This window comes from Schumannella soli, from assembly GCF_006517435.1.
GTDB classification, from domain to species: Bacteria; Actinomycetota; Actinomycetes; order Actinomycetales; family Microbacteriaceae; genus Schumannella; species Schumannella soli.
The window spans coordinates 885,790-911,609 of sequence record NZ_VHQG01000002.1 but is presented as its reverse complement, the minus strand read 5'-3'; the positions used below and the strand labels follow the sequence as shown (position 1 = coordinate 911,609).

The window sequence follows — 25,820 nt, the reverse complement described above, 5'->3', positions numbered from 1 at the left end:
ACGTCAGCGATTCCGAGACCGGCCTCGACCGCGCCCCACGGCGCCGTCGAGGCCGCTCTCGTCGATCCGCAGCATGCCGCCGCCGGCTACTTCGCGCGGTCGTAGCTGTCGACCTGAGCCACCGTGAGCGCGAACTCGACCGGAGCGGACGGGAAGAGCATGCGCCCCGCATCGGCCGCGGCGGCCCGCACCTCCTGCTCCACCTGATCGGCGAACTCCGCCGGGGTGTGCACCATGACCTCGTCGTGCAGGAAGAACGCCAGATGCGGCCGTCGATCGAAGGGATGCCGTGCGGCGCTCTGAGCACCCTCGCCCAGCTCCCAGAGTCGACGCCGCAGCGATCCCATCCAGCACATCGCCCATTCGGCCGCCGTGCCCTGCACCACGAAGTTGCGGGTGAAGCGCCCCCAGGAGCGGGCGTCGGAGCGAGCTCGATCGCGCGCCTCGGAGCTCAGCGTCTCGTCGTAGCCCTCGCCTCCGCGCGACGGGGAGGTGCGGCCGAGCCAGGTGCGCACCCGCTCGCCGCGCTCACCGGCGCGCGCCGCCTCCTCGACGAGCCGCATCGCGTCGGGGAACACGCGGCGCATCCGCGGCAGCACGCGTCCGCTCACGCCCGTCGTGCCGCCGTAGATCGCACCGAGCATCCCGTATTTGGCCTCGTTGCGGTCGGCGACCGCGCCGCTCTCCACGATGCCCTCGTAGAGGTCCTGCGCGCGACCCGCGCGGGCCATCGCGGCATCGCCCGACATGGCGGCGAGCACGCGCGGCTCGAGCTGCGCCGCGTCGGCGACGACGAGCTTCCAGCCGGGATCGGCGACGACGGCGCCGCGCACCTGATGCGGGAGCTGCAGCGCGCCGCCGCCGTCGGAGGCCCAGCGGCCGGTCACGACGCCGCCGACGACGTAGACCGGACGGAACCGACCCTCCCGCACCCAGCTGTCGACCCAGTTCCAGCCGTTCGCGGTGAGCACCCTGGCGAGTTTCTTGTACTCGAGGAGCGGGGCGATCGCCGGATGCCTGAGCTCCTTCAGCTCCCAGGAGCGGGTCGAGCGCGCCGGGAGCCCGGCGTTCTGCAGCGCGCGCAGCAGCCGCTCCGGCGAGTCGGGATCGAGCTCGGGCGCGTCGAGCAGCTCGCGCAGCCGGACGACGAGCGCCTCCATCCGCTCGGGACGGCCCGCGACCGGGCGCGCGCCGAGCAGTCCGGTCAGGATCTCGTCGTGCCGCCGCGCGCTCCACGGCAGACCCGCGTGAGACATCTCCGCCGCGGTCAGCGCCCCGACGCTCTCGGCGGCGAGCAGCAGAGCGAGCACGCCGGGCTCTCGGCTGCGCGCGACGGCGTCGGCCTGACGGAGGTACTCCTCGTGGGCGGGGCCGCGCTCGACGCGCTCGGTGAGATCGAACAGCGCGGCGCCCGGCTCGACGACGGGTGCCGCCGCTGCGGCATCCCAGCCGTCGCGCGGCAACCCCGCGAGCGGCGTCGAGCTCGTCGCCTCGGCGGAGCGCAGGATGCGTCGGCAGAGCCGGAGATCGGCGGCGCGCTCGACGCGCACGCCCGCGAGCAGAAGGCGCGGATACCACTCGGCGGTGTCCGACCACACCCAGCGCGGGTGCTCGGCGGCGTCTCGCTCGGCGACGTAGGCCGGCAGCGTCTCGGACGGGATCTCGAGGATGGCGACCTCGACTCCGCCGTCATCGAGATCGCGGGCGACCACGGAGTCGCCTTTCCGATCCAGCACGACGGGCACAGCTCGATTCTGCCGCGCGCCGCCGACAGCGGGCGCACCACAGGGGCGCGCGTCGGGCACGACGTCGGTCGACGACGGCGACGGTGATGTGTCAGACGAAGGGCGTCGCGGACTCCATGAGGCGCGAGCGCAGAAGGAAGCGCACGCCCTCGGGCGCCTCGACCGAGAAGCCGGAACCGCGCCCCGTCACCACGTCGACCGTGAGGTGGGTGTGGCTCCAGTAGGCGAACTGCTCCTGCGACATCCAGAACTCGATCATCTGCGGATCCGCGCCTTCCGGCGCGATGTCGAACACGCCGAGGAGGACGTCGGCGGGCCCGGTCAGGAAGTCGCCGGCCGGGAAGCACATCGGCGAGCTGCCGTCGCAGCATCCCCCCGACTGGTGGAACATCAGCGGACCGTGGAGGTCCCAGAGCCGCCGCAGCAGCTCGACGGAGGTGTCGGTGAGCGCGACACGGGAGACGGTCTCTCCCTCGATCGCGACGGCGGAATCGAGCAGTGCGGGCATGGTGGCCTCCTGGGCACAGGGTACGCGCGTGCTTCGGCGGACGACGGGGAACCAGGCATCCCGCCGCCCGCCGAGCTGAGATGGCCGGATGCGCGCCACCCGACGGGCGCGCATCCGGCCCGGCGACCTCCGCGAGGGAGCGGCCGTCACCGCGGTGCGTCGTGGGCGGGCGCCTGATCTCGGCCGCCCAGGGCAGCCGGTGGACTCGAGCTCAGAAGAATCCGAGCTTGTTCTCGCTGTAGCTGACCAGGAGGTTCTTGGTCTGCTGGTAATGGTCGAGCGCCAGCGCGTTGTTCTCGCGGCCGATGCCCGAGCTCTTGTATCCGCCGAAGGCCGCTCCCGCGGGGTAGGCGTGGTAATTGTTCACCCAGACGCGTCCGGCCTGCAGATCGCGTCCGGCGCGGTAGGCGACGTTGCCGTTGCGCGACCAGACGCCGGCGCCGAGCCCGTAGAGGGTGTCGTTGGCGATCGAGATCGCGTCGTCGTAGTCGTCGAAGCTCGTGACCGCGACGACCGGCCCGAAGATCTCCTCCTGGAAGAGGCGCATCTTGTTGTGGCCTTCGAAGATCGTCGGCTGCACGTAGTAGCCGTCGGTCAGGTCGCCGCCGAGGTCGACCCGCTCGCCGCCGAGCGCGAGCTTCGCGCCCTCCTGCTTGCCGATGTCGATGTAGCTGAGGATCTTCTCCAGCTGGTCGTTCGACGCCTGTGCGCCGACCTGCGTGTCGGTGTCGAGCGGGTTGCCCTGCTTCGCGAGCTTGGTGCGCTCGATCGCGTCGCCGAGGAAGCTGTCGTAGATCGGCTTGTGCAGCAGTGCACGGCTCGGGCAGGTGCAGACCTCGCCCTGATTGAAGGCGAAGAGCACGAAGCCCTCCTGCGCCTTGTCGTAGAAGCTGTCGTCCTGCGCGGCGACATCCTCGAAGAAGATGTTGGGGCTCTTGCCGCCGAGCTCGAGCGTCGCCGGGATGATGTTGGCCGACGCGTACTGCAGGATCAGCCGGCCGGTCGTGGTCTCTCCGGTGAAGGCGATCTTGCGGATGCGCGGGCTGGACGCGAGCGGCTTGCCGGCTTCGGCGCCGAAGCCGTTGACGATGTTGACCACGCCCGGGGGCAGGATGTCGCCGATCAGCTCGATCAGCACGAGGATCGACACCGGCGTCTGTTCGGCCGGCTTGAGCACGATCGCGTTGCCGGCGGCGAGGGCCGGGGCGAGCTTCCAGACGGCCATGAGGATCGGGAAGTTCCAGGGGATGATCTGCCCGACGACGCCGAGCGGCTCCTTGTAGTGGTAGGCGACGGTGTCGTTGTCGAGCGGAGTCGACTCGTCGACCTGGGCGCGGATGACCGACGCGAAGTAGCGGAAGTGGTCGGCGGCGAGGGGCAGGTCGGCGTTGAGCGGCTCGCGGATCGGCTTGCCGTTGTCCCAGGTCTCGGCCACGGCGAGCAGCTCGAGGTTCGCCTCGATCACGTCGGCGATCCGGTTGAGCACGGCGGCGCGCTCGGTCGTCGAGGTGCGGCCCCAGGCCGGTGCGGCCTTGTGCGCTGCGTCGAGCGCGGCATCGATGTCCTCGGCGGTGCCGCGGGCGACCTCGGCGAACGGCTTGCCGTTGACCGGCGAGATGTCCTCGAAGTACTGACCCTTCACCGGCTTGACCCACTCACCCCCGATCCAGTGCTCGTAGCGCGGCTTGAAGGTCACCTTCGCGTCGGGCGAGCCGGGTGCGGCGTAGACGGTCATCTCTGTCTCCAACTCCATCGTCGGGTGCGGGCTGGGTGGCCCGGTGCGCCCACGGTAGGACGGCGGAGGTTGCAGAGAGTTGCGCGGGTCGATCCAGAGCGCCGAGGCACCGCGGCGACGACTCGGCGCCGCCGTCAGCCGCGATCTGCTGCAGCAGTCAGCCCAGCTCGGCCTGGATGCGCTCGATGCGCGTGACGACGCCGGCGCGCTTCGGCGACCGCGCCGGCAGCATCCTCAGCACCTGCTGCCACACCTCGACATCCCAGGCGGCGTCGTCGGTGCGGGCGTAGTCGAGCAGGGTGTCGACCGCGGCGTCGGACATGAGCGTCTCGCGCAGCACGGCCGCGAGCTCGGTGCGGATCTCGACGATGCCGGGGGCGGTGGAGCGCGGAAGCAGCGGTCCGCGGTAGGCGCCGAGGGCGACCTTGTGGGCGCCGCGTTCGAGGAAGCCGAGCAGGCGCTGCGCATCCAGCTCGACCGGCTCGGGCAGTCGGTAGGGCTTCGACAGCGGCGCGAAGCGCTCGGGCAGGATCTTGCGGAGTCGCACCATCTCGGCGCGCAGGGTGACGAGCGCGTCGTCGCGCCCGTAGAGCAGCTCGGCCAGGCGCTCGGCGGTCAGTCCCCCGCGATGCCAGGCCAGCAGGGTCAGCATCTCGGCGTGCCGCAGGCTGAGCTCGTGCCGATCGACACCCCAGGCGAGCTCGCCGTCGTCGCGCCCCAGCACGTGCAGCTCGGGGGTCGCGGGACGGGTGCGGGTCGGCGCGGTGGTGCGGCGGCGCGGCGCCACGACGTCGTCGAGACGCTGCACCCGCAGCTCGGCCTCGACGGCCGCGACGGCCGCCTCGAGCAGCGGGAGCGTCGCCGGGGCGACGGCCTCGTCGCCGCCGGTGATGTCGATCACGCCGAGCACGGCGCCGCTCGCCGGGTCGTGGACCGGGACGGCCGTGCAGCTCCACGGGTGCACGAGTCGCGTGAAGTGCTCGGGGCCGGAGATCTGGATGCCGTGGTCGAGCTGCAGCGCCGTTCCGGGTGCGCTCGTGCCGACGACCGACTCCGACCAGTCCGCGCCTTCGACGAACAGCATGCCCTCGGCGCGGCGGCGCAGTTCACGGTCGCCGTCGATCCAGAGCAGCCGACCGGCCTCGTCGCCGATCGCGATGATGAGCCCGGCGTCGAAGGTGTGCCGGATCAGCAGCCGGTGCAGCGTCGGGAGCGCATGGCGCAGCGGGTGCTGCTCGCGGTAGTCGCGCAGATCGGAGTCGCCGAGCGGGAGGCGGGCGACCGCCTTGTCGGGATCGATCTCGTGCGCGAGCGAACGCCGCCACGACTCCTCCACGAGCAGACGGATGCCGGGGCTCTCGACCCGCTCGCCGATCACGCGATCGTGCGCCACGCGCAGGGTCGCGCGGCTGTCGGCGGGTGCCGCCGTCCACGGACTGGACATGCCGTCTCCGATCGTCATCGCTCGTGAGTGCGTACAGGGTAGCGCTCGTTCGTGCGATTCCCCGCCCACGTGCGCCCGGTCGTGACGAACGCGGATAGCCTCGCCGCATGCCTCTGACGACTGCTCACCCCTCGGTCGTCCGGATCGGCGCACGCCTGCTGCTGGTCGATCCGACTCTGACCGGTGATGCCCGCGGATCGGTCCGGGACGCTCTGCGCCGCGCAGCCCATCGGCGTCAGACGACCGAGCGCGCCGCGCTCATCGCCGGTGTGGTGGTCGTGATCGCGGTCATCGTGCTGCTGCGGGTCGTCCCCGATGATGATCGACGCGATGCCCTGGCATGGCTCCCCGACGGGCTGGACCCGGTCGTCGGCTTCGGATACCTCACGGTCCTGATCGGCGCGGCGCTCATCGTCGCGCTCGTGACGCTCGTGCGGTCGACGCCGCGGCCCGACCTGACGCGGGTGCGGACCAAGGAGGTCGGTCTGCTTCCCTATCTCGTCATCGACGTGCCCGATTCGGTGGACGCGTCGCAGATCTGGCGGTTCGTGGAGGCGGTGGAGGACTTCACCGAACTGGACGACGAGGCACTCGAGTCGGCGACGCGAGCCGAGTTCGAGGCGCGGCTTCCGGCGCTGCAGCGATGCTATGACGAGGTGCTGATGCTCGCGAACCGAGCTGGCGTGCGGATCGACCTCGATCGCTTCGTGATCGCGAGCCCGGACGAGTTCGACGACGAGGTCCCCGGCCGCGGCGCCGTCGATGGCGTTTCGGGTGACGACGCCGCCGACATCACTCGCCGAGGCCCGGCTTGATGTCGCGCACGATCGACTCGAGCATGCGGGCGTTGAGGTCGACGCCCAGCTGGTTCGGCACCGTCACGAGGATCGTGTCGGCGGCCTGCACCGCCGGATCCTGGGCGAGCTCCTCGACGATGCGGTCCGGCTCGCCGATGTAGCTGCGGCCGAAGCGCGCGATCGTCGTCGCGTCGAGGTGGCCGACATGATCCTGCGAGTCGGCCTGCGCGCGCAGGCCGAACCACTGCCGCGTCTCGTCGTCGATGATCGGCAGGATGCTGCGGCTGATCGACACGCGCGGGGTGCGCTCGTGCCCGGCCGCCGCCCAGCTGTCGCGGAACATCTGGATCTGCTCCGCCTGCAGCTCGCCCAGCGGTACTCCGGTGTCCTCGGTGAGGAGAGTGCTGCTCATCAGGTTCATCCCCTGCTCGGCCGCCCACACGGCCGTCGCGCGGCTGCCGGCGCCCCACCAGATCCGGTCGCGCAGTCCCTCGGAGCGCGGCTCGATCGGCACCGGCCGCTCCTGACCGGTCATCGCGGGATTCGACGTCGCGACACCGGCGCCCTCGAGCGCGGCGAGGAGCAGCTCGGTCTTGTCTCGGGCGAGCGTCGCCTCGTCGCTCCCCTCCGAGGGGGCGTAGCCGAACGAACGCCAGCCGTCGAGGGCCGTCTCGGGCGAGCCTCGGCTGATGCCGAGCTGGAGGCGCCCCTGTCGACCGCTGCCGGCGCTGATCAGGTCGGCGGCCGCGGCCTCCTCCGCGAAGTACAGAGGATTCTCGTACCTCATGTCGATGACGCCCGTGCCGATCTCGATGCGACTCGTGCGGGCCGCGACGGCCGCGAGAAGCGGGAACGGCGCAGCGAGCTGGCGCGCGAAGTGGTGCACGCGGAAGAACGCGCCGTCGACGCCGACCTCCTCGGCCGCGACCGCGAGGTCGATCGACTGGATCAGGGCGTCCTGCGCGGTGCGCACGAGCGAGCCGGGCACGGCCTGGTGGTGACCGAAGGAGAGGAATCCGATGCGCTTCACGATCGATGTGAACGCATGAATCGGAGGATCTGTTCCCGTGCCGCGCTCGCACCGCTGACGCAGCGTCGACGGCGCAGCGCCGCTGGGTCAGTGCAGCGGCGCGCCCGACTTCGCCAGCACGTTCTTCTCCCCCGCCTCGATCGGCACCGTGAAGCGGTTCTGCTTCGGCGGCATCGGGCAGTTGAAGGCGTAGCTGAAGGCACACGGCGGCAGCACGGCCTGGTTGAAGTCGAGCGTGATGGTGCCGTCGGGACGCGGCGCGACGAACAGGAAGCGGCCGACGCTGTAGGTGGAGTCGCCGCTCGTCGCGTCGGCGAACACGATCTGCAGAGCACGACCCGACTTGAACGCGGCCAGGTCGTAGTCGACGCCGTCCTTCGAGAACGTGATCGACCCGGGGATGACCTCCTCGCGGGTCTGGCCATCGTCCTTGAGGTGCTCGAAGCCGAGCGTCGTGCCCTCGGGATTGGGCGAGAAGTCCGCCTGCACGATCCACTCGGGATTGAAGTCGAAGGTGTCGATCGAGCCGAATTCCTGGATCGCATCGGACTGCGCATCCCACACGCGCAGTGCGTAGCTGCCGCCGTGCTGCGCGATCACGAAGCCGCTGACGGTGTCGCTGAAGACGACCTCGCTGGGCGACTCGTCGTCCTTGCCGCGCACGATCGCCGTGCCGTCGACCAGCTCGCCGTCGACCCGGATGCCGTCGCCCGCCGTCGCGGTGACCGTCAGGCCCGACCCGCCATCGGCGCGCGGCGCCCAGGTGCCGGGCACGCCCCAGATCGTCTGCTCCGCATCCACCTGCTGGGTCTGCGTGAGGGCGAGCGATCCGCGCGGCTGCACGACCGATTCCTCGCGACGACGGTGGAAGCGGTCGAGCGCCTCCTGCGGCGTTGCGGGGGCGGCCTGGGCGTCGGTCATGGTGTCTCCTCGACGGTCGTGCGATGCGGGTTCCGATCCTGTCACCCTGCCCGGTGCAACCGACATCGACACGGCGGCCATTCCCGGGCCCGCCAGGACGGGCGCGTCCTGGCGCGGTTCAGCAGTCGCGAGCGTAGAAGACCGGTGAGTCGATGCGCGTGAGCTTGCCGGCGTCGATGAGCGCGAGCGCGCCGTAGTAGGTGCTGGGATCACCGGACGCGGAGCCGTTCGCCACGTCGTAGTGCACCTCGGTGCCGTCGGCCGACTCGAAGCGCGGGGCCTTGAGATTGGCCTCGATCACGTCGTCGCCGGCATCGCCGACGGCCTGACCGCTCGGCAGCTCGATGCGGATCCCGCCGCCCGTCTTCTCCGCGTCGGCCGTGACGTAGAACTGGGCGTTGAGCGGGCGGGTGAGCCCGTCGGGCGAGCTGAAGATGTGCAGGCCGCCGAAGCTCTGCTCGTCGAGCAGGGGATAGCAGGCGTCATCGGAGACGGTCGCGCTCACGGGAGTCTCGTCGAGCGCAGTGCCGAGCCGCGAAGCGGCGGTCGCCGCGTCGGCGGTGAACGGCACCGACGCGGCCGTGCCGCCCGAGGCATCGAGAACCGTGACGCCGTCGGCGTCGATCACCACTCTGACCTCGCCGGCCGACGTCGCGGACGCGGACGGCGTCGCCGCGGTGCGCGTGGCGGACGGCTTCGGAGCGGGCTTCGCGGGGCTCGCGGCGCACCCGGTGAGCACGAGCACGGCGGCCGTGGCGAGCGCGACGAACGGGATCGCGGCGAGACGGGGGACGCGCGGCATGGCCACAGCCTAGATCAGGGCGCCGCGCTCCCCCGCAGTCGGCCGACCACGATGGTGCCGTCCACCTCGGCATCGCGGTGCACCCGCGCCGTGTATCCCGCCGCCTCGAAGAGATCCCGATCGGCGTCGGCCTGTCGTCGGCTCGTCTCCATCAGCAGCAGGCCGTCGTCGACGAGCCACTCGGGAGCTTCGTCGAGGATGCGACGGTGCAGGTCGAGACCGTCACGACCGCCGTCCAACGCGGCGGCCGCCTCGTGCTCGCGGGCCTCGCTGGGCATGAGGGCGATCTCGGCGGTCGGCACGTAGGGCGCATTGGCGACGACCGCATCCACCCGGCCGCGCAGCGCCGAGGGAATCGCGGCGAAGAGATCGCCGACCTGCGCACGTTCGGGCGACACCCCGACCTGCGCGAGTGCCCGACGCGCGCAGCCGATCGCAGCCGGATCGAGATCGCCGAGATGCAGCTGGAGCCCGAGCCCGGGGTGCTCGTGGGCGAGTGCCGCGGAGATCGCGCCGGCGCCGCAGCAGAGCTCGACGACGACATCCGCGGGCCGCAGCAGCGGCGCGAGAGCGTCGACGAGCGCACCGGAGCGGAGACGCGGCACGAACACGCCGGATGCGACCGGGATGCGCAGTCCGCGGAACTCGGCCCATCCGATCAGCAGCTCGAGCGGTTCGCCCGCCGCCCGCCGGGCGACGATGCCGTCGCGGCGCGCGGCGTCGACCTCGGCGGCGATCAGCGCCGTCTCCTCCTCAGCGAAGAGGCAGCCCGCCGCGTGCAGCGTCTGCGTCGTCTGCGCGAGCCAGGCCGAGTCGGGTGCGGTCACCGGTCTATCGTCGCGGATCGCAGCTGCGCGAGCATGCGGGGTGCGTCACCGGATCCCGAGTGCTCGACGATCAGACCTCCCTGGCAGCGGAAGAAGCCGAACTCGGTCACGTCGAGCACGAGGCCAGGATGGTCGCGGCCGAGCCAGGGCTGCTCCTGACGTCCGGTGAAGCGCATCCGCGCTGCGACGCGCCGGCCGTTGGCGATCGACTCGACGACCTCCCAGCGGCAGTCGGGGAACGCGCGCCAGAGCGCGGCGAGACGTCCGACCATCCGGTTGCGGCCGACGACCTCGCCATCGACCACGATGTCGGCCGACAACAGGGCGCCGACCGCGTCGGCGTCGTGGGCGTTGCAGGCGGAGATGAGTCGGGCGAACAGCAGTCGCGGCTCGGTCACACCGAACGGCGACCCCGGCCCGCCCTGACCGGGTTCGGCTCGCATGACTCTGTAGATACTCGTACGCCCGCCCGAGCGCGACCGCTCTCGGCGGATTCTCACTTTGCTGACCCGGCCGCGAAACCGGACCCGGGCGAGCCCGCTGGTCTCGGATCAGTAGGGCGGACGGGACTTGAACCCGTGACCGACGGATTATGAGTCCGCTGCTCTAACCAGCTGAGCTACCGCCCCGTGGCGGCGGACGGTGCCGCGGCCAGGTTCACGATAGCGGCCACGACGCACGCGGCCGCGCATCCCGTGGTCAGACCGTGCGGGGCTCCGGCGCCGGCGCCGGCGGCAGCGGCTCGCCGCGATACAGCGCCTCGAAGATGTCGAGGGTGTGCTCGACATCGTGCACCGCGACCAGACGCAGCGAAGCCTCGCGCATCGCGTGCAGCTCGTGCTCGGGGGCGGTGAGCACGTCGGTGAGCCGCGCCGCGAATCCGTCGATGTCGCCCGGCTCGAAGAGGTAGCCGTTGACTCCCTCCTCCACCAGGTGCGGCAGCGCCATGGCGTTCGCGGCGACGATCGGCTGGCCGGAGGCCATCGCCTCCAGCGTCGTGATGCTCTGCAGCTCGGCGACCGACGGCATCGCGAAGACCTTGGCGCGCGTCAGCGTCTGGCGCAGCTCGTCGTAGCTGACCTTGCCGGCGAGACGCACGCGATCCTGCAGTCCCAGCTCCTGGATGAGGTGCTCGAGCTTCGTCTTCTGGTCGCCATGGCCCATGATCACGGCCTTCGCGTCGAGCGCCGGGTCGAGGCGGGCGACGGCCTTCACGAGCTCGTCGATGTTCTTCTCGTCGTCGAGGCGGCCGAGGAAGACGATGAGGTTCTCGTCGCGGGGACCGAGATCGGCGGTGTACTTCTCGAGCGAGATGCCGTTCGAGATCGCGATCGTGTTCTTCAGCCCCGTGTTCCTGTCGAAGTAGTCGGCGCTGCGCTGCGTCGGAGCCGTGACCGCGTCGGCCATGCCGAACCACTTCGCCGCCGAGGCCCACTGCTGCTTCACGAGCCAGCGGAGAGCCGGCGGCGGCAGGATCTGCACGTGCTGGGTGATGTTCTCGGGCATCGTGTGGTTCGTGCCGACGAGGCGGATCCCGCGCTCCTTCGCGGCGGGGGCCAGCCCCTGGCCGACGACGATGTGCGACTGGAAGTGCACGACATCCGGGTGGAACTGGGCGATGATCCGGCGCGCGTTGGCCTTGATCCGCCACGGCAGCGCGAAGCGCAGCCAGGGGTGCGGAAACCAGCGCCAGCTCAGCAGACGGTGCACGCGCAGGGTGATGCCGCCGTGCTCCTCACGACGCACGCCCCAGCCGTTATCCGGCGACGGAGCCACGACCTCGACGGCGTGGCCGCGGCCCGCGAGACCGGCGGCGAGCTGACGAGCGAAGGTCGCCGAGCCGTTGATGTCGGGCGGGAAGGTGTCGGCGCCGATGAGGATGCGCAGGGGGCGTCGAGCGGCCGAGCCGGCAGGGGTGCCGTCGGCGGGGTTCTCGTCGGAGTGGGCGGTGGTCCCGTCGGTCACGGCGTGGTGGTCCCTCGGTCGGCGAACATCCCCGCCACGCTACCTCAGCGCTGATCGGCTCCCGGTCGCTCGTGCGGCGAGGCGTCATTCCCTGAGAGCGGACGGGCGTCGGACTGACCGGGCACGCCGTGGTGGCCGGCGCGCCCGTCGCCGTCGGCTCGGCGCTCGAGCGGCACGGCTTGGGGTTCGGGTTCGACCGGGTCGCCGTCGCCGGTCATCGGCGTGTCCGGGCTCTCGCCGGAATCGAGCGCGCGCCGCTCCGACGTCTCGACCGGGCGCGGCACGGGCTCGACCTCGCCCGTGTCGCGCTGATGAGTCTGCGGGTGGTGCTTCGCCAGCTGGAAGACGCCGAACACGGCCACGGCGCCCGCCACGATCCAGAGGATGATGATCGGCAGCCCCACCTGCTTGGCCTCGCCCAGCACGACGATCGCGATCGCCACCGCGACCATCGGATCGACGACCGTGAGCCCGGCGACGACGAGGTCGGGCGAGCCGACCGAGTAGGCGGTCTGCACGAAGTAGGCGCCCAACGCCGCGGCGCCGATGAGGGCCGCGATCGAGAGGATGCTGAGCCAGTCGAAATCGCCGAAGCGGATGCGCGTGATCACGACCTTCGCGAGCGTCGCCACGAATCCGTAGAGCACGCCCGCCGCGGTGATGTAGAAGATCGCGGGCAGACGCTGGCGGAACAGCGCGAAGATCGTCGCCAGGATCGCGACCACGACGGCGAGGATGATGACGACCGTCAGCAGCTGGGTTTCGTCGATCTTGGTCTCGACCGCCGCGATGGCCGCGGTGATGACGAAGGCGCCGACGCCGATCACGCACAGCGCGATCGCCCGGATCGTGGGACGGTCGAGCTTCACCTTCGAGACGCGCGAGTTGACGATCGAGGTGATGACGAGGCCCGCGACACCGAGCGGCTGGACGACGATGAGCGGAGCGAAACCGAGACTCGTCAGCTGGAAGACGATCGCCAGCCCGAGAAGTATCGTGCCGAACAGCCACGACGGGCGCAGCAGCAGGCGCACGAGCTGACCGATGTTCAGCCCGGCCTTCTCGCCCGTTCCGTGCGACGCCTCCACCTTCGACACGCCACGGTGCTGCAGCTGCGTCCCCAGCGACAGGAAGACGGCGCCGATCAGCGCGATCACGATGCCGATGAGTGTGTTCCACCCGTTCGTGTCGAGCGTGTCGAGGGCGTCATTCACGCGTGCGACCCTACCCGCGCAGCCCCCGATAACCTGGACGGCATGGCCGTTCTCCCCATCTCCATCACGGGAGAACCCGTGCTCCACACCCGGGCCGAGGAGGTCGGCGCGATCGACGACCGCATCCGCACCCTCGTCGCCGACATGTACGACACCATGACCGCGGCGCCCGGCGTCGGGCTCGCCGGTCCGCAGGTGGGCGTTCCCCTGCGACTCTTCGTCTACGACTGGACGGACGAGGAGGGGCGCCGCCACCGCGGCACGGCCATCAACCCCACGCTCTTCATCTCCCCCGGCCCGACGGGCGAACCGGACGAGGACGACGACGCCGAGGGCTGCCTGTCGGTGCCGGGCGAGCGGTTCCCGCTGCTGCGGTCGCAGCGCGCCCTGCTGCGGGCGACGGATGTGGGTGGCAACGACTACGAGATCGAGGCGACCGGCTGGCTCGCCCGCATCTTCCAGCACGAGTACGACCACCTCGACGGGGTGCTCTACGTGGACCGGCTGCAGCTCCCTTTCTCGCGACGCGCGCAGAAGGCGATCCGCAAGCAGGGCTGGGGAGCTGCCGGCGCCACGTGGATGCCGGGAGTCGACGAGCTCGACGCCTGATTTGTCCTGGCCGTCGATCGTTCTCGGCGCCTGACGACCCTCGATGCTGGCTCTGCGCTGGCGTCACACAGCCGGCCGACGGGCACCTGCTCGGAATTTCCTCGGGCGTCTGTCGGAAACTCAGGCAGGCGGCACGTCCGGGCGCCTGACGCGGTGATCCGAGCGACCCGACGAGCTGCGCTGCCTGAGTTTCCGACAGCGCGCTCGCGCCCGGATCCGTGCGGTCGCCGGCGTCGAATACCGAGCGATGAAGCCGACGCAGCGATGCGGGTCGCGCTTTAGAGCGGGACGCCGTGCACGCCGTTGTGGTGCCGCAGGTCGGGGAACGCCGCCGACACGGTGAAGCCGACGCCCGGCGTGCGGTGAGCGCTGAACACACCGCCGAAGAGCTCGCTGCGCTCGCGCATCTCGGTGATCCCCCGGCCCCAGGGCGTGTCGGTCAGCGCCGCGCGGTCGTCATCGGCGGTGTACTCGGCCGGAGCCTGTGGGTCGCGCCCATCGCGCAAGGCCGCCGCGCGCTCGCCGTCGTCGTCGATCTGCAGCTGCAGGCCATCCGTCGACCAGCGCACCGTCACCGCGGCCGTCGTACCCGGGCCGCCGTGCGTCGCGGCGTTCTCCAGCGCCTGCTGCACGATGCGCAACAGCGCCAGATCCGCCGCGGGAGTGAGCGGGAACGGCTCGCCCGTCGACGCGAGCGTCGCCGTCAGCCCGTTGCCCGCGAGCGCTTCGACGAGGCGATCGAGATCGGCGAGTCCGGGAGTCGATCCGAGTTCGGCCGCATCCGCGGCGCCGTCGCGAGCGAGCGTCGACCCGCGTCGCAGATCGGCGAGAGCGCGGCGCGCGGAATCGACCAGCGCATCCGCCGCCCGCACCGTCGACCCGGCATCGGTGCCGGCGATACGGCGGATGCGATCGGCCGCTGCGATCACGTCGGTCAGCGCCGCCGCGGCGAGATCATCGAGTTCGCCGGCGATGCGCAGACGGTCGGTCTGCTCGGCGAGCGTCAGCTCGAACTCCACGCGGTCCGCGCGAGCCTGCTGGGCCGCCGCCCGATGACGCCGTGCCGCACCGCGGGCGACGAGCCAGAGCACGAGCAGCACGACGACCGCGGCCGCCAGGGCGATCAGCACGACGGCGAGCACGGGTGAGACCGTGAGGACGACGGGCTGTACGGACAGAATCACGGTCCGAGGGTAGCGGGCACGGCGTCCGGCGGGAGCGAGTACTGCTCACACGCGGGCCCGGGACTCCGTCGGAATCGTGACGGAGCCCCGGGGCGGAGTGGTTCAGCGCGGTGCTGACGGGTGGCTTCACCCCGTGGACGGGCTGGGATCAGCCGCGCGGCGGCATCGGCGGCTGCTGGTTCGCGCGCAGCACCTCGAGGCGGGCGCGGTACTCCTGCTCTTCGATGTCGCCGTTGGCGAAGCGGTCGGCGAGCACCGCCTCGGCGCTGCGAGCACCGCCGGTCGCGTTCGCGGCCCAGTACGCGTGCGGGCCGTATCCGCCGGCCCAGCGCGCGCGGCGCCAGCGGCGGCCGACGAGGGCGAAGATCAGCGCGAACACGCCGATCCAGAAGAGCGGGATGAGGAAGAACAGCCACGGCGCGCCCCCGCCGACCCAGTGCGGGTGGGCGGCGACGGCGGTGAGAGCTGCTGCGGTGATCATGGTGTCCCCTTGTCGTGAGGCCCGGTTCTTCCGGGATGCCTCCACTCTCGTCGCGGACGCTTCTCGGCGAATCCGCCGCCCGGAGCGGCGCGCTACTCCCCCGAGAGCAATCGCGCGCTCGAGTCCTGCTCCCGTCGGCACGGCGCCGTCGGAAACTCAGGCTGCAGCGTCGGTCCGGTTGACCGGATGCACCTTCGCATTCCGTTCTGCCTGAGTTTCCGACACAGCTCGATGCGTGAACGAGAACCGGACAGCGTCAGTCGGGGCGGCCGGCGCGCACGAGCCCAGTCTCGTAGGCGATCACGACGAGCTGCACGCGATCTCGGGCCAGCAGCTTCGACATGATGCGCGAGACGTGGGTCTTCGCGGTCAGCGGGCTGAGGAAGAGCGCGCGGCCGATCTCCTCGTTCGTCAGTCCCTGGCCGACCAGCCCGAGCACCTCGCGTTCACGATCCGTGAGGGGCGCGAGCCGTGCGTCGTCGAGCGGCCCGCCGAGCGCGTCGGCGACCTGCTCGAGCAGGCGCCGCGTTACGCGCGGACTCAGCAGCGCATCCCCCTCGGCGACGACATGGACTGCTCGGATCAGCTCGACCGGCTCGGTGTCCTTGACGAGGAACCCCGAGGCCCCGGCCTTGATCGCCCGGGCGACGTACTCATCGAGTTCGAAGGTCGTCACGATCACGATACGAGTGCTGGCGAGCTCGGGGCGCTCGACGAGCTGCTCCGTGGCCCAGAGTCCGTCGCCGTCGGGCATGCGGATGTCCATGAGCACGACATCCGGACGCGTGCGCGCGACCACATCGACGGCCTCGCGACCGGTCGCGGCCTCGCCGACGACCTCGAGGTCGGGCTCGGCATCGAGCAGGCTGCGGAATCCGGCGCGGATGAGGTGCTGGTCGTCGGCGAGGACGATGCGGATCACGGTTCCTCCGTCGCGGTGGTGAGGTCGGGGACGTGACGTACGGCGGGTGCTGTCGACCCGGAACCGGGTGAATCCGCCGGCGCGGGCATCGGGATCGGGATGCGCGCCTCGACGCGGAAGCCGGGATCGGCATCCGCGATGCGCAGCTCGCCGCCGAGCAGCTCGGCGCGCTCGCGCATGCCCAGCAGGCCGCGCCCCTCTGGCGCCCCCGCGCGCCCGCGCCCGTCGTCGGTCACCGTCAGCACGATCAGGTCGGGCTGGCTCTCCGACGCAGCGCGAGGCGCGGCATCGCGGCCTACGCCCGAGTCCGGGCGCGCGTCGTCACGGCTCACGGCGCCTCCGGAGTGCCGCGCGAACCGGAGTTCGAGTCGCACCCGCGACGCGCCCGAGTGACGGCGCACGTTCGTGAGCGCCTCCTGAGCGATGCGGTACACCGCGGCCTGCGTCGACTGCGGAACCGACGAGAGCTCCGCCCACGACGGAGCGGCGAGGGTCGCATCGAGCCCGCCGAGCCGGGCGTCGTCGACCAGGGCCCCGAGCCGCGAGAGGTCGGCGGTCGGCAGCAGCGGGGCATCCCCGCCGTCCTCCGAGCGCAGCACGCCGAGCACCGCGCGGACCTCGTCGAGCGCCTGCTTGCTCGTGTCCTTGATCGCCAGCAGCGATGACTCGGCCTGCTCGGGCCGGCTCTTCAGCAGGTGGAGTCCGACGCCCGCCTGCACGTTGATCGAGCTGAGCGAGTGCGCGAGCACGTCGTGCAGTTCGCGGGCGATGCGCACGCGCTCGGCCTGCAGCGCATCGTGCTGCTGCTGACGACGGCGCGTCCGCAGGGCGCGGAACCGCTCGCGGCGGCCGCGCATCGCCTCGCCGATGCCGACGACGACGAGGATGCCGATCGTCACGGCGGCGATGCGCGCCGGCTCCCAGCGGTACCCGACGACGAAGCTCAGCGTGATCGTGGCGACCCAGCAGACGGCGATCGAGACGAAGGCCCAGATGCGCGCGCGACGCACGAGGGCGCTGAGCAGCGCGAAGGCGAGCGAGACGTAGGGAGGGCCGAAGCGCACGTCGGTGAAGAGATCCGCGGCCGCAGCGACCGAGACGATCGCGACGACCGGGCCGGGGAATCGCCTCGCGAAGATCAGCGCGAGGGGGCCGACGAGCGCCAGGCCGACGGTCGCGAGGGTCAGCTGCAGTGAGAGCTGCAGGTAGCGGCTGATCGCGATCGATGCCGGCACCTGGGCGATGAAGCTGATGACCACCGGCGCCCAGAGGGTGAAGCTGCGCGGCATGCGCCACTGCGGGCCGTCGACATCCCAGTGCTCCCCGCGCGGCATGGGTCGATGCTACGCGCGCCCGGCCGCCGGGCCGTCGGCGCGCGGGAGGTGCCGTGTACTCCACCGGGAGTACCTTGCGGCCCGACCGGATCGTCGTCGGAAACTCAGGCGGGGACGCAGCCGCCGCGCGATCCGGCGGCTGGTTCGCTGCGCCGCGTCACCGGCTGCCTGAGTTTCCGACAAGACGGGTATGCCTGAGTTTCCGACAGGACGGGTGGGCCTGAGTTTCCGACAGGACGGACGGGGCGGGGTCGGTGTGGGACGGCGACGCCGGGAACGACGAAGGCCCGGCGTGAACCGGGCCTTCGGATGGCTCCCCCATCTGGACTCGAACCAGAAACCTATCGGTTAACAGCCGATTGCTCTGCCAATTGAGCTATGGAGGATCGCTGCGTTGACAGCCGGATCAGACTACCAGGATTTCGAGTCGCCTCTGACCGCGCGCGGCCTCACCGGCGCGTCGCGACGGAGGCCCACGGCGTGTCGTCGACGCGCACCAGATGGGTCGGCGACGGCACCGCGACCGAGCCGAGCGGATGCGGAGCAGCGACGCCGGTCGCATCCAGCCGGTAGGCGCTCACCGAGTTCGAGAGCTGGTCGGCGACGAGCAGCAGATCGTCGACCACGAGGACGTGGCGGGGCCAGCTGCCCTGACCCTCGACGGCGTCGAGGCCGCTGAGCCGGGCGGCGCTGGGCACGCTCGCCGGTGCGAGGTGCACGCGCGAGACCCGGTTGCTCCCCCGGAGCCCGACGTGCACGACGCCGCTCGCCTCGTGCAATGCGAGCGCGGCGGCATGATCGCCGTCGACGGCTCCGAGCAGCTCGACGGTCTCGATGACCTCGAGCTCCGGCTCGATCCGGATGCGGTGCACGGTGCCATCGAGCTCGCCCAGCACGAGCACGGTGCCGTCGTCGAGGCGCAGCAGATCGCGCGGCCCGGTGCCGGGCGGGAACTCGAGCGAGATCCACTCCTCGTCACCGCGCGGATGGATCAGCACCACCCGATCCGATCCGAGGTCGGCGACGAGGATGACGGTCTCGCTCCAGATGAGCGTCGTGTGGGCGTGCGGCGCGTCCTGCTCGGGTCGAGGACGCCCGCCGACCGCCTGCAGCTCGAGCTCGAGGTCGAGATCCGGCGCGACCCGGTCGCGCAGCCGATGCCGTGAAACCGAGCCGCTGGCGTAGGCGCTCGCGTAGGCGAGCCCGTGACCGAGGGCGAGGTGGCACACCGCCTCGCCTCCGGTCTCGGCGCGCGCGAGCTCGATGACGCCCTCGGCGCCGCCGTCGCCGAGGCCCAGCTGCTCGGCATCGATGCGCGAGGCCGCGTCGGTCGCTCCGACCGCGACGGCCAGCGTCGCGAGCTCGGCGTCGCCTTCGAGCGCGGCATAGAGACGATCGCCCTCGACCACGAGCCAGGACGGCGAGGGCAGTGTCGCGACGAGGCCATCGGAGGTCAGCGCGCCGTCATCATCCACGTGGAGGCGGACGATGCCCGAACCCTCGCCGCCCATGTCGGGTCCGTATCCGCCGACCAGGATCGTCGCACTCACGGCAGCAGCACCTCCGGTGCGGTCGGGATGTGTCGGGTTACGGGTGGCGGACGGTCGCGGAGCTGGGGCAGGTCAGAGCCGCGCGTGCCGCGGGTAGAGCGACGCCAGCGCCTCGACGTAGTCGTGGGTCGGCTCGGCGAGCACCTGCTCCATCTGGCCGAGGCCGACGATCGCACCCGCGTGCATGACGGCGACCCGGTCGGTGATCGACCGCAGCTCGCGCAGGTCGTGGCCGACGACGACGGCCGAGAAGGCGCGCTCGCGCTGCAGATCGGCGAGCACAGCGAGGATGTGCCCGCGCACGAGCACGTCGACGCCCATGGTCGGCTCGTCGGCGACGAGCAGCCGCGGCTCGAGCACGAGGGCCTTGGCGAGGGCGACGCGCTGCCGCTGGCCGCGGCTGAGCTCGTGCGGGAACCGCTCCATCACGGTGAGCGGCAGCCGCACCGCGTCGATGAGCGCGGCGACGTGTCCGCCGGCCTCGAGCCGATCGAAGCGGCGGTCGCGGTCGTAGATCGGCTCGGCGACGTTCTCGGCGATCGTCAGATGGGGAGTCAGCGAGGACTCGGCGTCCTGCGGCAGGTAGCCGACCTCGAGCGCCATGACCTCGCGGGCGCGTCGGCCGTGGTCGCGCACCTGGTGGCCGAGCACCGACAGCGAGCCGCCGACGATGACCGGACCGGGCCCGGTGCCGCGGCGGAGTCGCCCGGCGATCGCGGCCGCGAGCGTGCTCTTGCCCGAGCCCGCCTCCCCCACCACGCCGAGGATGCCGCCGGCCGGAACCTGCAGCGTCACCCCGTCGACCGCGGGCGTCGCGCCGGGGCGCGTCGTGTAGGCGACCGTCAGATCGTCGGCGACCACGACCGGTCCGGTGTGGTCGATGGTGGTGCGCACGCCGATCCCCTTCCGGACGCCGGATGCCGTCGGCGCCGTCGCACTCATGCTGTCACGCTCCGGGCGGGAGCGGCATCCGGGTTCGCCCCGGGCGCCGGGTCAGGCATCCGCGGCCCGGCGGCGCTCCTCGCGACGCTCGGCCTGCCGCACCGGGTCGGGCACGGGGAGCGAGGCCAGCAGACGCCGCGTGTACGGGTCCTGCGGAGACCCCAGCACCTCGGCGGCGCGCCCCTGCTCGGCGACCTGTCCGCGGTGCAGCACGACGACGCGGTGCGCGAGCTGGTCGACGACCGCGAGGTCGTGCGTGATGAACAGCGAGGCGAAGCCGAAGCGCTCCTGCAGCTCGGCGAAGAGCTCGAGCACGCGCGCCTGAACCGACACATCCAGCGCGCTCGTCGGCTCGTCGGCGATGAGCAGCTTCGGGTCGAGCGCGAGCGCGCGAGCGAGAGAGGCGCGCTGCCGCTGGCCGCCCGAGAGCTCGTGCGGGAAGCGGTCGCCGTAGGCGCGCGGCAGCTGCACCGCCTCGAGCAGCTCGTCGACCCGTCCGCGCGCGGCCGAGGCGTCGCGGGCGACGCCGTGCACGATGAGCGGCTCGGCCACGCACTGCGCGATCGTCAGCAGCGGGTTGAAGCTCGTCGCCGGGTCCTGGAAGACGAAGCCGATCTCGCGGCGGCGCGGCCGGAAGTCGCGTTCGCGCATCCCGTTCATCTCGACGCCGAGCACGTCGAGCGAACCGCCGGTGACCTTCGTGAGACCGGCGATCGCGCGCCCGATCGTCGTCTTGCCCGAGCCGCTCTCTCCGACCAGACCGAGCACCTCGCCCGGACCGAGGTCGAAGGAGACGCCGTCGACCGCGGTGAAGCCGGGACGCCCGAGGCGGCCGGGGTACTGGATGACGAGATCGCGTGCGCTGACCAGCGGCGCCGCCGGCTCGGGCTGGGCCCGGTCGACGATCTCGAGCTTCGGCACCGCGGCGAGCAGCGCCTTCGTGTAGTCGGCCTGCGGGTTCGCGAAGAGCTCGCCGACGGGCGCGGTCTCGACGGTCTCGCCGCGGTACATGACCACGACGCGGTCGGCGAGGTCGGCGACGACGCCCATGTTGTGGGTGATGAGCACGATCGCGGTGCCGAACTCGTCGCGGCAGCGGCGCAGCAGGTCGAGGATCTCGGCCTGCACGGTCACGTCGAGCGCCGTGGTCGGCTCGTCGGCGACGATCACGGCCGGGTCGAGCACGAGGGCCATCGCGATGACGACGCGCTGCTTCTGCCCGCCCGAGAACTGGTGCGGGTAGTAATCGACGCGCTCCTCCGGCTCGGGGATGCCGACCCGCCGCAGGATGTCGATCGCCTTCGTCCGCGCCGCGGCCTTGCTCAGCTTCGCGTGGGCGCGCAGGCCCTCCGCGATCTGCCAGCCGACCGTGTACACCGGGTTGAGCGCGGTCGACGGCTCCTGGAAGACCATCGCCGCATCGGCCCCGCGCAGCTGCTGCAGCAGCGCCGGCGACGCCGAGACGACGTCGGTGCCGCGCAGCAGCACGGCGCCGGTCGCGGTCGCGGTCTCCGGCAGCAGCCCGAGGATCGTGCGCGCGGTCACGGTCTTGCCGCTGCCCGACTCGCCGACGATGGCCAGCACCTCTCCCGGCTGCACCTGCAGCGAGACGTGGTCGACGGCGTGCACATCGCCGCCGTCGGTCGTGAACACGACATCCAGGTCGCGGATGTCGACGGCTGCGTCGGTCGACGCCGCACCGGTGGTCTGCGTGGCGCTCATCGGCCCGCCTCCTGGTCGTCGATGCCGGTCGTCGCGGTCGAGGATGCCGCAGCCGCCTCGGAGGCGCTGGTCACACCCACGACATCCGTCGCGGACGCCGGCGAGCCGAGCGGTGCGGACGCCGCCGCGTCCGCCGCGGTCGCGCCGCGACGGCGACGCCGGGCGCGCAGGCGCGGGTCGGCGAGGTCGTTCAGGCTCTCGCCGATCAGCGTGATGCCGAGCACCACGAGCACGATCGCGAGACCCGGGAAGACGCTCGTCCACCAGATGCCTGCCGTCACATCCGACAGCGACTTGTTGAGGTCGTAGCCCCACTCCGCCGCCTTGGTCGGCTCGATGCCGAAGCCGAGGAAGCCGAGGCCCGCGAGGGTCAAGATCGCCTCGGAGCTGTTGAGCGTGAAGATCAGCGGCAGCGTGCGGGTCGAATTGCGCAGCACGTGCCGGAACATGACGCGCGGCGCCTTCGCGCCGATGACCTTGGCGCTCTCGACGAAGGCCTCCGACTTCACGCGCACGGCTTCCGCGCGGATCACGCGGAAGTACTGCGGGATGAACACGACCGTGATCGAGATCGCCGCCGCGAGGATGCCGCCCAGCAGGTCGGACTCGCCGCCCGTGATGACGATCGCCGTGACGATCGCGAGCAGCAGGGTCGGGAAGGCGTATACCGCATCCGCGATGACGACCAGCACCCGGTCGACCCAGCCGCCGAGGTAGCCCGAGACGAGCCCGAGCAGGATGCCGGCGAAGATCGACAACAGCACGGCGAAGACGATGACGAGCAGCGCCGTCTGGGAGCCCCAGATCACGCGCGAGAGCACGTCGTAGCCGCCGACGGTGGTGCCGAGCAGATGAGCCGGGCCCGGGGGCTGCTGCGGCGCGAAGCGGCCGGAGTCGTCGCGCAGCTGGCCGTAGCCGTAGGGCGCGAGCAGCGGGGCGAAGATCGCGACGAGCACGAAGAGGCCCGTGATGATCAGACCCGCGACGAGCATGCCGCGCTGCAGGCCGACGCTCTGCCGCAGGTGGTGGATGACGGGCAGACGACGCCAGATCGCGCGCAGCGACCGGGGGTTCTCGGTGGAGGCCACCGGGGTGGAGTTCAGAGACATCAGAACCTCACTCGGGGGTCGACGATCGCCGCGATGACATCGACGATGAAGTTGGTGACGGCGACGATCACGGCGAGCAGGGCGACGATGCCCTGCACGGCGACGAAGTCGCGTGCCTGCAGGTAGTGCGCCACCTGGAAGCCGAGGCCCTCCCACTCGAAGGTCGTCTCGGTCAGCACGGCGCCGCCGAGCAGCATCGCGATCTGCAGACCCATGACGGTGATGATCGGCACGAGAGCGGGCCGCAGCGCGTGCTTGCGCACGAGACGCGACTCGCTCACGCCGCGCGAGCGCGCCGCATCCACGTAGGGCATCGAGAAGGTGCCGATGACGTTCGTGCGCACGAGGCGCAGGAAGATGCCGGCGGTCAGCAGGCCGAGTGCGACGCCCGGCAGCACCGCGTGCGAGAGCACGTCGCCGATGATGTTCGGGTTGCCGGTGCGGATCGCGTCGATCAGGTAGATGCCCGTCGGGTCGTCGATGCTCGTGATCTGCAGCTCGGTGCGGGCTGAGGCGCGGCCGGCGACCGGCAGCACATCCAGCCAGACCGAGAAGACCAGCTTGAGCAGCAGACCCGCGAAGAAGACCGGGGTCGCGTAGCAGAGGATCGCGAAGATGCGGAGGACCGCGTCGGGCCAGCGGTCGCGCAGGTAGGCGGCCAGCATGCCGAGCGGGATGCCGACGATGAGCGCCACGATCAGCGAGTAGAACGCGAGCTCGAGCGTCGCGCCGCCGTACTGGAACAGGATCTGCGTCACCGGCTGGTGGTCGGTGATGCTCGTGCCGAAGTCGCCGCGGGCGATCTGGCCCAGGTACTCGACGTACTGCACGAGGATCGGCCGGTCGTAGCCGGCCTCGTGGATGCGCTCCTGCAGCTGCGCGGGGCTGAGGCGTCCGCCCTGCGCCGCGGTGATCGGGTCGCCGGTGACCCGCATGAACAGGAACACCATCGTCACGAGGATGAAGACGGTGGGGAAGATCAGGAGGAAGCGCACCAGCAGATAGCGGGCGAGGCCGCCTCCGCCGGACTTCGACCGCGCCGGCTTGGCGGCGGTCGGGGGTGAGGCCGGAGCCTCCGTGGTGGTCGTCATGAAGAGCCTGTCGGGTCGTTCGGCGAGCTCGGGGGTCGGGAGCTCGTTTGTGCGGAAGGGAGGGGACGGTGGTGCCGTCCCCTCCCCCGTGTCACAGCTGCGTCAGCGCCGCGGTCACTTCTCCAGCGGGGCGAAGCGGAACTTGAACGAGGCGTCGAGCGTGACGCCCTTGATGTCCTTGCTCGTCACGACGACCTGCTTGCCGGTGAGCAGCGGCAGGATCGAGATGTCCTGCGCCTCGATCTTCTGCGCCTCCTCGATCAGGGCGGTGCGCTTGGCCTTGTCCTGCTCGGTCTGCTCGCCCTGGATCGCCTTGGTGATGGCGTCGTTCTCGTAGCCGTTCTGCAGGAAGCCGCCGCCGACCGGGTTGCCGTCCGCGTCCTTGCCCGGGAGGAAGAACACGCTCAGGTAGTTGTCCGCGTCGGAGAAGTCGGGGAACCAGCCCATCTGGAAGACGGGGTAGCTGTTGACGCGCTCCTTCGAGTACGTCACCCACTCGGTCGACTTGAGGTTGACCGTGAAGAGCTTGGTCTCCTCGAGCTGGCTCTTGATCGCCGCGTACTCATCCGCCGAGCTCTCGCCGTAGTGGTCGGGGTTGTACTGCAGGTCGATCTGCACCGGGGTCTGCACACCGGCGTCGGAGAGGAACTTCGCCGCCTGCGTCACGTCCGGCTTGCCGTCCTTGCCGTAGAGGTCCTTGAACGGCGTGGATGCACCGGTCAGGCCCTCGGGAACAGCCGAGTAGGCGGGCGTGTAGGTGTCCTTGTAGACATCCTTCGCGAGCGCTTCGCGGTCGACCGAGGCAGCGAAGGCCTGGCGGACGGCGAGCGCCTTGGCCGGGTCGGCCTCGGGCGTCTCGGTGCCGTAGGGCTGCGTGCGGAAGTTGAAGGTGATGTAGCGCGACTCGCCGCCGGGGCCGTCCCAGACCTTCAGCTTCGAGTCCTTGCGCAGGTCGGCGACGTCGGTCGGGGTCAGGCTCCGCGTGGCCGCGTCGATCTCGCCCTTCTGCACCTCGAGCTTCATGTTCGACGACTGGGCGTAGTAGTTCAGCAGGATGCCGGCGTTCTTCGGCTTGCCGAGCAGGCCGTCGTAGTCCTTGTTCGGCAGGAAGCTGATCTGCTTGTTGAGCGAGAACTTCTCGATGCGGTACTGGCCGGCGAAGCCGTCGCCCTTGACCACATCGGCGTCGGGGGTGACCTTCGTCGCCGAGAAGGTGTCCTCGTCGACGATCGGACCGGCCGGGCTCGAGAGCACCTGCGGGAAGGTCTGGTCGGCGCTCTTGAGCTTGAAGACGACCGTGGTGTCGTCGGGCGTCGAGATGCTGTCGAGGTTCGCGAGCAGCGACGACGGGCCGTTGGGGTCGTTGATCTTGATGACGCGGTCGAAGCTGAACTTCACGTCGGAGCTCGTCAGCGCGTTGCCGTTGGCGAACTTCAGACCCTTCTTGAGCTTGACCGTGTACTCGGTCGGCGCCGTGAACTCGGCGGAGGTCGAGATGTCGGGCTCGACATCCGGGCTGCCGTAGGCGGTGTTCACCAGGAACGGGAAGACCTGGGTCTGCACGTTGTACGAGCCGTTGTCGTACGAGCCGGCCGGGTCGAGCGTCGTGAGCTTGTCGGTCGTGCCGACGACGAGCAGGTCTCCGTCGCTGGAGCCTCCTCCCCCGCCGGCGCAGCCGGCCAGGACGACGGCGAGGGTCGCGGTGCCCGCGGCGGCGGCGAGGATACGCGCACGTCGCGAGCTGAAAGCGGAACTCATGGTGATGGTCCTCATCTCTGTGCAGGGGGACGAGCCGTGGCGCGATGCCAGGACGGAGTCATGACAGCGGTGTCGTGCGACGGCGCCCCACAGTCTTAGCACGGGGCGCGGCCCGAACGGGATTCAGCGA

Annotated in this window: 23 protein-coding genes and 2 tRNA genes; 2 read left to right on the top strand and 23 right to left on the bottom strand. The window is 71.1% G+C overall.

The features are described 5' to 3' along the window. Positions 1-86 precede the first annotated feature (86 nt). The 4 genes from FJ657_RS09950 to FJ657_RS09935 all read right to left on the bottom strand — a co-directional run bounded on the left by FJ657_RS09950 (position 87) and on the right by FJ657_RS09935 (position 5,432). Entirely contained in the window at positions 87-1,745 is a 1,659-nt protein-coding gene (locus FJ657_RS09950; protein ID WP_141163485.1) for a bifunctional 3'-5' exonuclease/DNA polymerase, read from the bottom strand. A gap of 91 nt (positions 1,746-1,836) precedes the next feature. Continuing rightward, a complete protein-coding gene (locus FJ657_RS09945) occupies positions 1,837-2,253 on the bottom strand; it encodes a DUF779 domain-containing protein (protein WP_141163484.1) in 417 nt (138 codons plus the stop codon). A 211-nt stretch (positions 2,254-2,464) separates the two neighbouring features. After that, positions 2,465-3,988, bottom strand: a complete 1,524-nt coding sequence (gene exaC, locus FJ657_RS09940; protein ID WP_141163483.1) for an acetaldehyde dehydrogenase ExaC — start codon at positions 3,986-3,988, stop codon at positions 2,465-2,467. A gap of 157 nt (positions 3,989-4,145) precedes the next feature. Next, on the bottom strand, positions 4,146-5,432 hold the full coding sequence (locus tag FJ657_RS09935; RefSeq protein ID WP_141163482.1) for a helix-turn-helix domain-containing protein: 1,287 nt from the start codon (positions 5,430-5,432) through the stop codon (positions 4,146-4,148). 269 nt (positions 5,433-5,701) lie between these two features. Between FJ657_RS09935 and FJ657_RS09930 the strand changes: the two genes are divergently transcribed. Continuing rightward, positions 5,702-6,247, top strand: coding sequence for a hypothetical protein (locus FJ657_RS09930; protein WP_141163481.1), 546 nt, complete (start codon positions 5,702-5,704; stop codon positions 6,245-6,247). Here the strand turns inward: FJ657_RS09930 and FJ657_RS09925 are convergent. The 8 genes from FJ657_RS09925 to FJ657_RS09890 form a co-directional block, all read right to left on the bottom strand. Then, positions 6,225-7,259 (bottom strand): LLM class flavin-dependent oxidoreductase, encoded by a 1,035-nt coding sequence (locus tag FJ657_RS09925; RefSeq protein ID WP_141163480.1) that lies wholly within the window; start codon positions 7,257-7,259, stop codon positions 6,225-6,227. The genes FJ657_RS09930 and FJ657_RS09925 overlap by 23 nt on opposite strands. An 87-nt stretch (positions 7,260-7,346) precedes the next feature. After that, complete coding sequence (locus tag FJ657_RS09920; protein WP_141163479.1) at positions 7,347-8,180, bottom strand: DUF1684 domain-containing protein; 834 nt, start codon at positions 8,178-8,180, stop codon at positions 7,347-7,349. Between the two features lie 118 nt (positions 8,181-8,298). Further along, positions 8,299-8,982 (bottom strand): hypothetical protein, encoded by a 684-nt coding sequence (locus tag FJ657_RS09915; RefSeq protein WP_141163478.1) that lies wholly within the window; start codon positions 8,980-8,982, stop codon positions 8,299-8,301. Positions 8,983-8,996: 14 nt separating this feature from the next. Further along, positions 8,997-9,809: a putative protein N(5)-glutamine methyltransferase gene (locus FJ657_RS09910; RefSeq protein WP_141163477.1), complete on the bottom strand. Its 813-nt coding sequence runs from the start codon at positions 9,807-9,809 to the stop codon at positions 8,997-8,999. Further along, a complete protein-coding gene (locus tag FJ657_RS09905; protein WP_141163476.1) occupies positions 9,806-10,252 on the bottom strand; it encodes an ester cyclase in 447 nt (148 codons plus the stop codon). The genes FJ657_RS09910 and FJ657_RS09905 overlap by 4 nt, the downstream gene beginning before the upstream one ends. A gap of 112 nt (positions 10,253-10,364) precedes the next feature. Next, positions 10,365-10,438 (bottom strand) — tRNA-Ile (locus FJ657_RS09900). A gap of 70 nt (positions 10,439-10,508) precedes the next feature. Further along, the gene (locus tag FJ657_RS09895; protein WP_255447253.1) at positions 10,509-11,774 is read right to left on the bottom strand and encodes a glycosyltransferase; all 1,266 of its coding nucleotides are present in this window, start codon (positions 11,772-11,774) and stop codon (positions 10,509-10,511) included. Between the two features lie 44 nt (positions 11,775-11,818). Beyond that, positions 11,819-12,988 carry a DMT family transporter gene (locus FJ657_RS09890; protein WP_141163475.1) on the bottom strand — a complete coding sequence of 390 codons (1,170 nt, stop codon included), beginning with the start codon at positions 12,986-12,988 and terminating at the stop codon, positions 11,819-11,821. 42 nt (positions 12,989-13,030) lie between these two features. On the opposite strand from FJ657_RS09890, the gene def reads away from it, so the two are divergent. Next, positions 13,031-13,597, top strand: coding sequence for a peptide deformylase (gene def, locus FJ657_RS09885; RefSeq protein WP_141163474.1), 567 nt, complete (start codon positions 13,031-13,033; stop codon positions 13,595-13,597). A 278-nt stretch (positions 13,598-13,875) separates the two neighbouring features. Here the strand turns inward: def and FJ657_RS09880 are convergent, their stop codons facing one another. From FJ657_RS09880 to FJ657_RS09830, 11 genes are all read right to left on the bottom strand, one after another. Then, positions 13,876-14,781: a sensor histidine kinase gene (locus FJ657_RS09880; RefSeq protein WP_141163473.1), complete on the bottom strand. Its 906-nt coding sequence runs from the start codon at positions 14,779-14,781 to the stop codon at positions 13,876-13,878. A 148-nt stretch (positions 14,782-14,929) separates the two neighbouring features. Then, positions 14,930-15,262, bottom strand: a complete 333-nt coding sequence (locus FJ657_RS09875; RefSeq protein WP_141163472.1) for an SHOCT domain-containing protein — start codon at positions 15,260-15,262, stop codon at positions 14,930-14,932. A 256-nt stretch (positions 15,263-15,518) separates the two neighbouring features. Then, entirely contained in the window at positions 15,519-16,184 is a 666-nt protein-coding gene (locus FJ657_RS09870; RefSeq protein ID WP_141163471.1) for a response regulator, read from the bottom strand. Then, positions 16,181-17,518, bottom strand: a complete 1,338-nt coding sequence (locus tag FJ657_RS09865) for a sensor histidine kinase (RefSeq protein ID WP_141163470.1) — start codon at positions 17,516-17,518, stop codon at positions 16,181-16,183. The genes FJ657_RS09870 and FJ657_RS09865 overlap by 4 nt, the downstream gene beginning before the upstream one ends. 310 nt (positions 17,519-17,828) lie before the next feature. Beyond that, positions 17,829-17,904 (bottom strand) — tRNA-Asn (locus FJ657_RS09860). Between the two features lie 63 nt (positions 17,905-17,967). Then, positions 17,968-19,068 (bottom strand): lactonase family protein, encoded by a 1,101-nt coding sequence (locus FJ657_RS09855; RefSeq protein WP_141163469.1) that lies wholly within the window; start codon positions 19,066-19,068, stop codon positions 17,968-17,970. Positions 19,069-19,140: 72 nt separating this feature from the next. Continuing rightward, the gene (locus FJ657_RS09850; protein WP_255447252.1) at positions 19,141-19,962 is read right to left on the bottom strand and encodes an ATP-binding cassette domain-containing protein; all 822 of its coding nucleotides are present in this window, start codon (positions 19,960-19,962) and stop codon (positions 19,141-19,143) included. A 99-nt stretch (positions 19,963-20,061) separates the two neighbouring features. Next, a complete protein-coding gene (locus tag FJ657_RS09845) occupies positions 20,062-21,732 on the bottom strand; it encodes an ABC transporter ATP-binding protein (RefSeq protein WP_141163468.1) in 1,671 nt (556 codons plus the stop codon). After that, positions 21,729-22,841 (bottom strand): ABC transporter permease, encoded by a 1,113-nt coding sequence (locus FJ657_RS09840; RefSeq protein WP_141163467.1) that lies wholly within the window; start codon positions 22,839-22,841, stop codon positions 21,729-21,731. Before FJ657_RS09840 ends, FJ657_RS09845 begins: the two co-directional genes overlap by 4 nt. After that, on the bottom strand, positions 22,841-23,932 hold the full coding sequence (locus tag FJ657_RS09835; protein ID WP_141163466.1) for an ABC transporter permease: 1,092 nt from the start codon (positions 23,930-23,932) through the stop codon (positions 22,841-22,843). Before FJ657_RS09835 ends, FJ657_RS09840 begins: the two co-directional genes overlap by 1 nt. Before the next feature lie 114 nt (positions 23,933-24,046). After that, positions 24,047-25,690 (bottom strand): ABC transporter substrate-binding protein, encoded by a 1,644-nt coding sequence (locus FJ657_RS09830; RefSeq protein WP_141163465.1) that lies wholly within the window; start codon positions 25,688-25,690, stop codon positions 24,047-24,049. Positions 25,691-25,820: the final 130 nt, after the last annotated feature.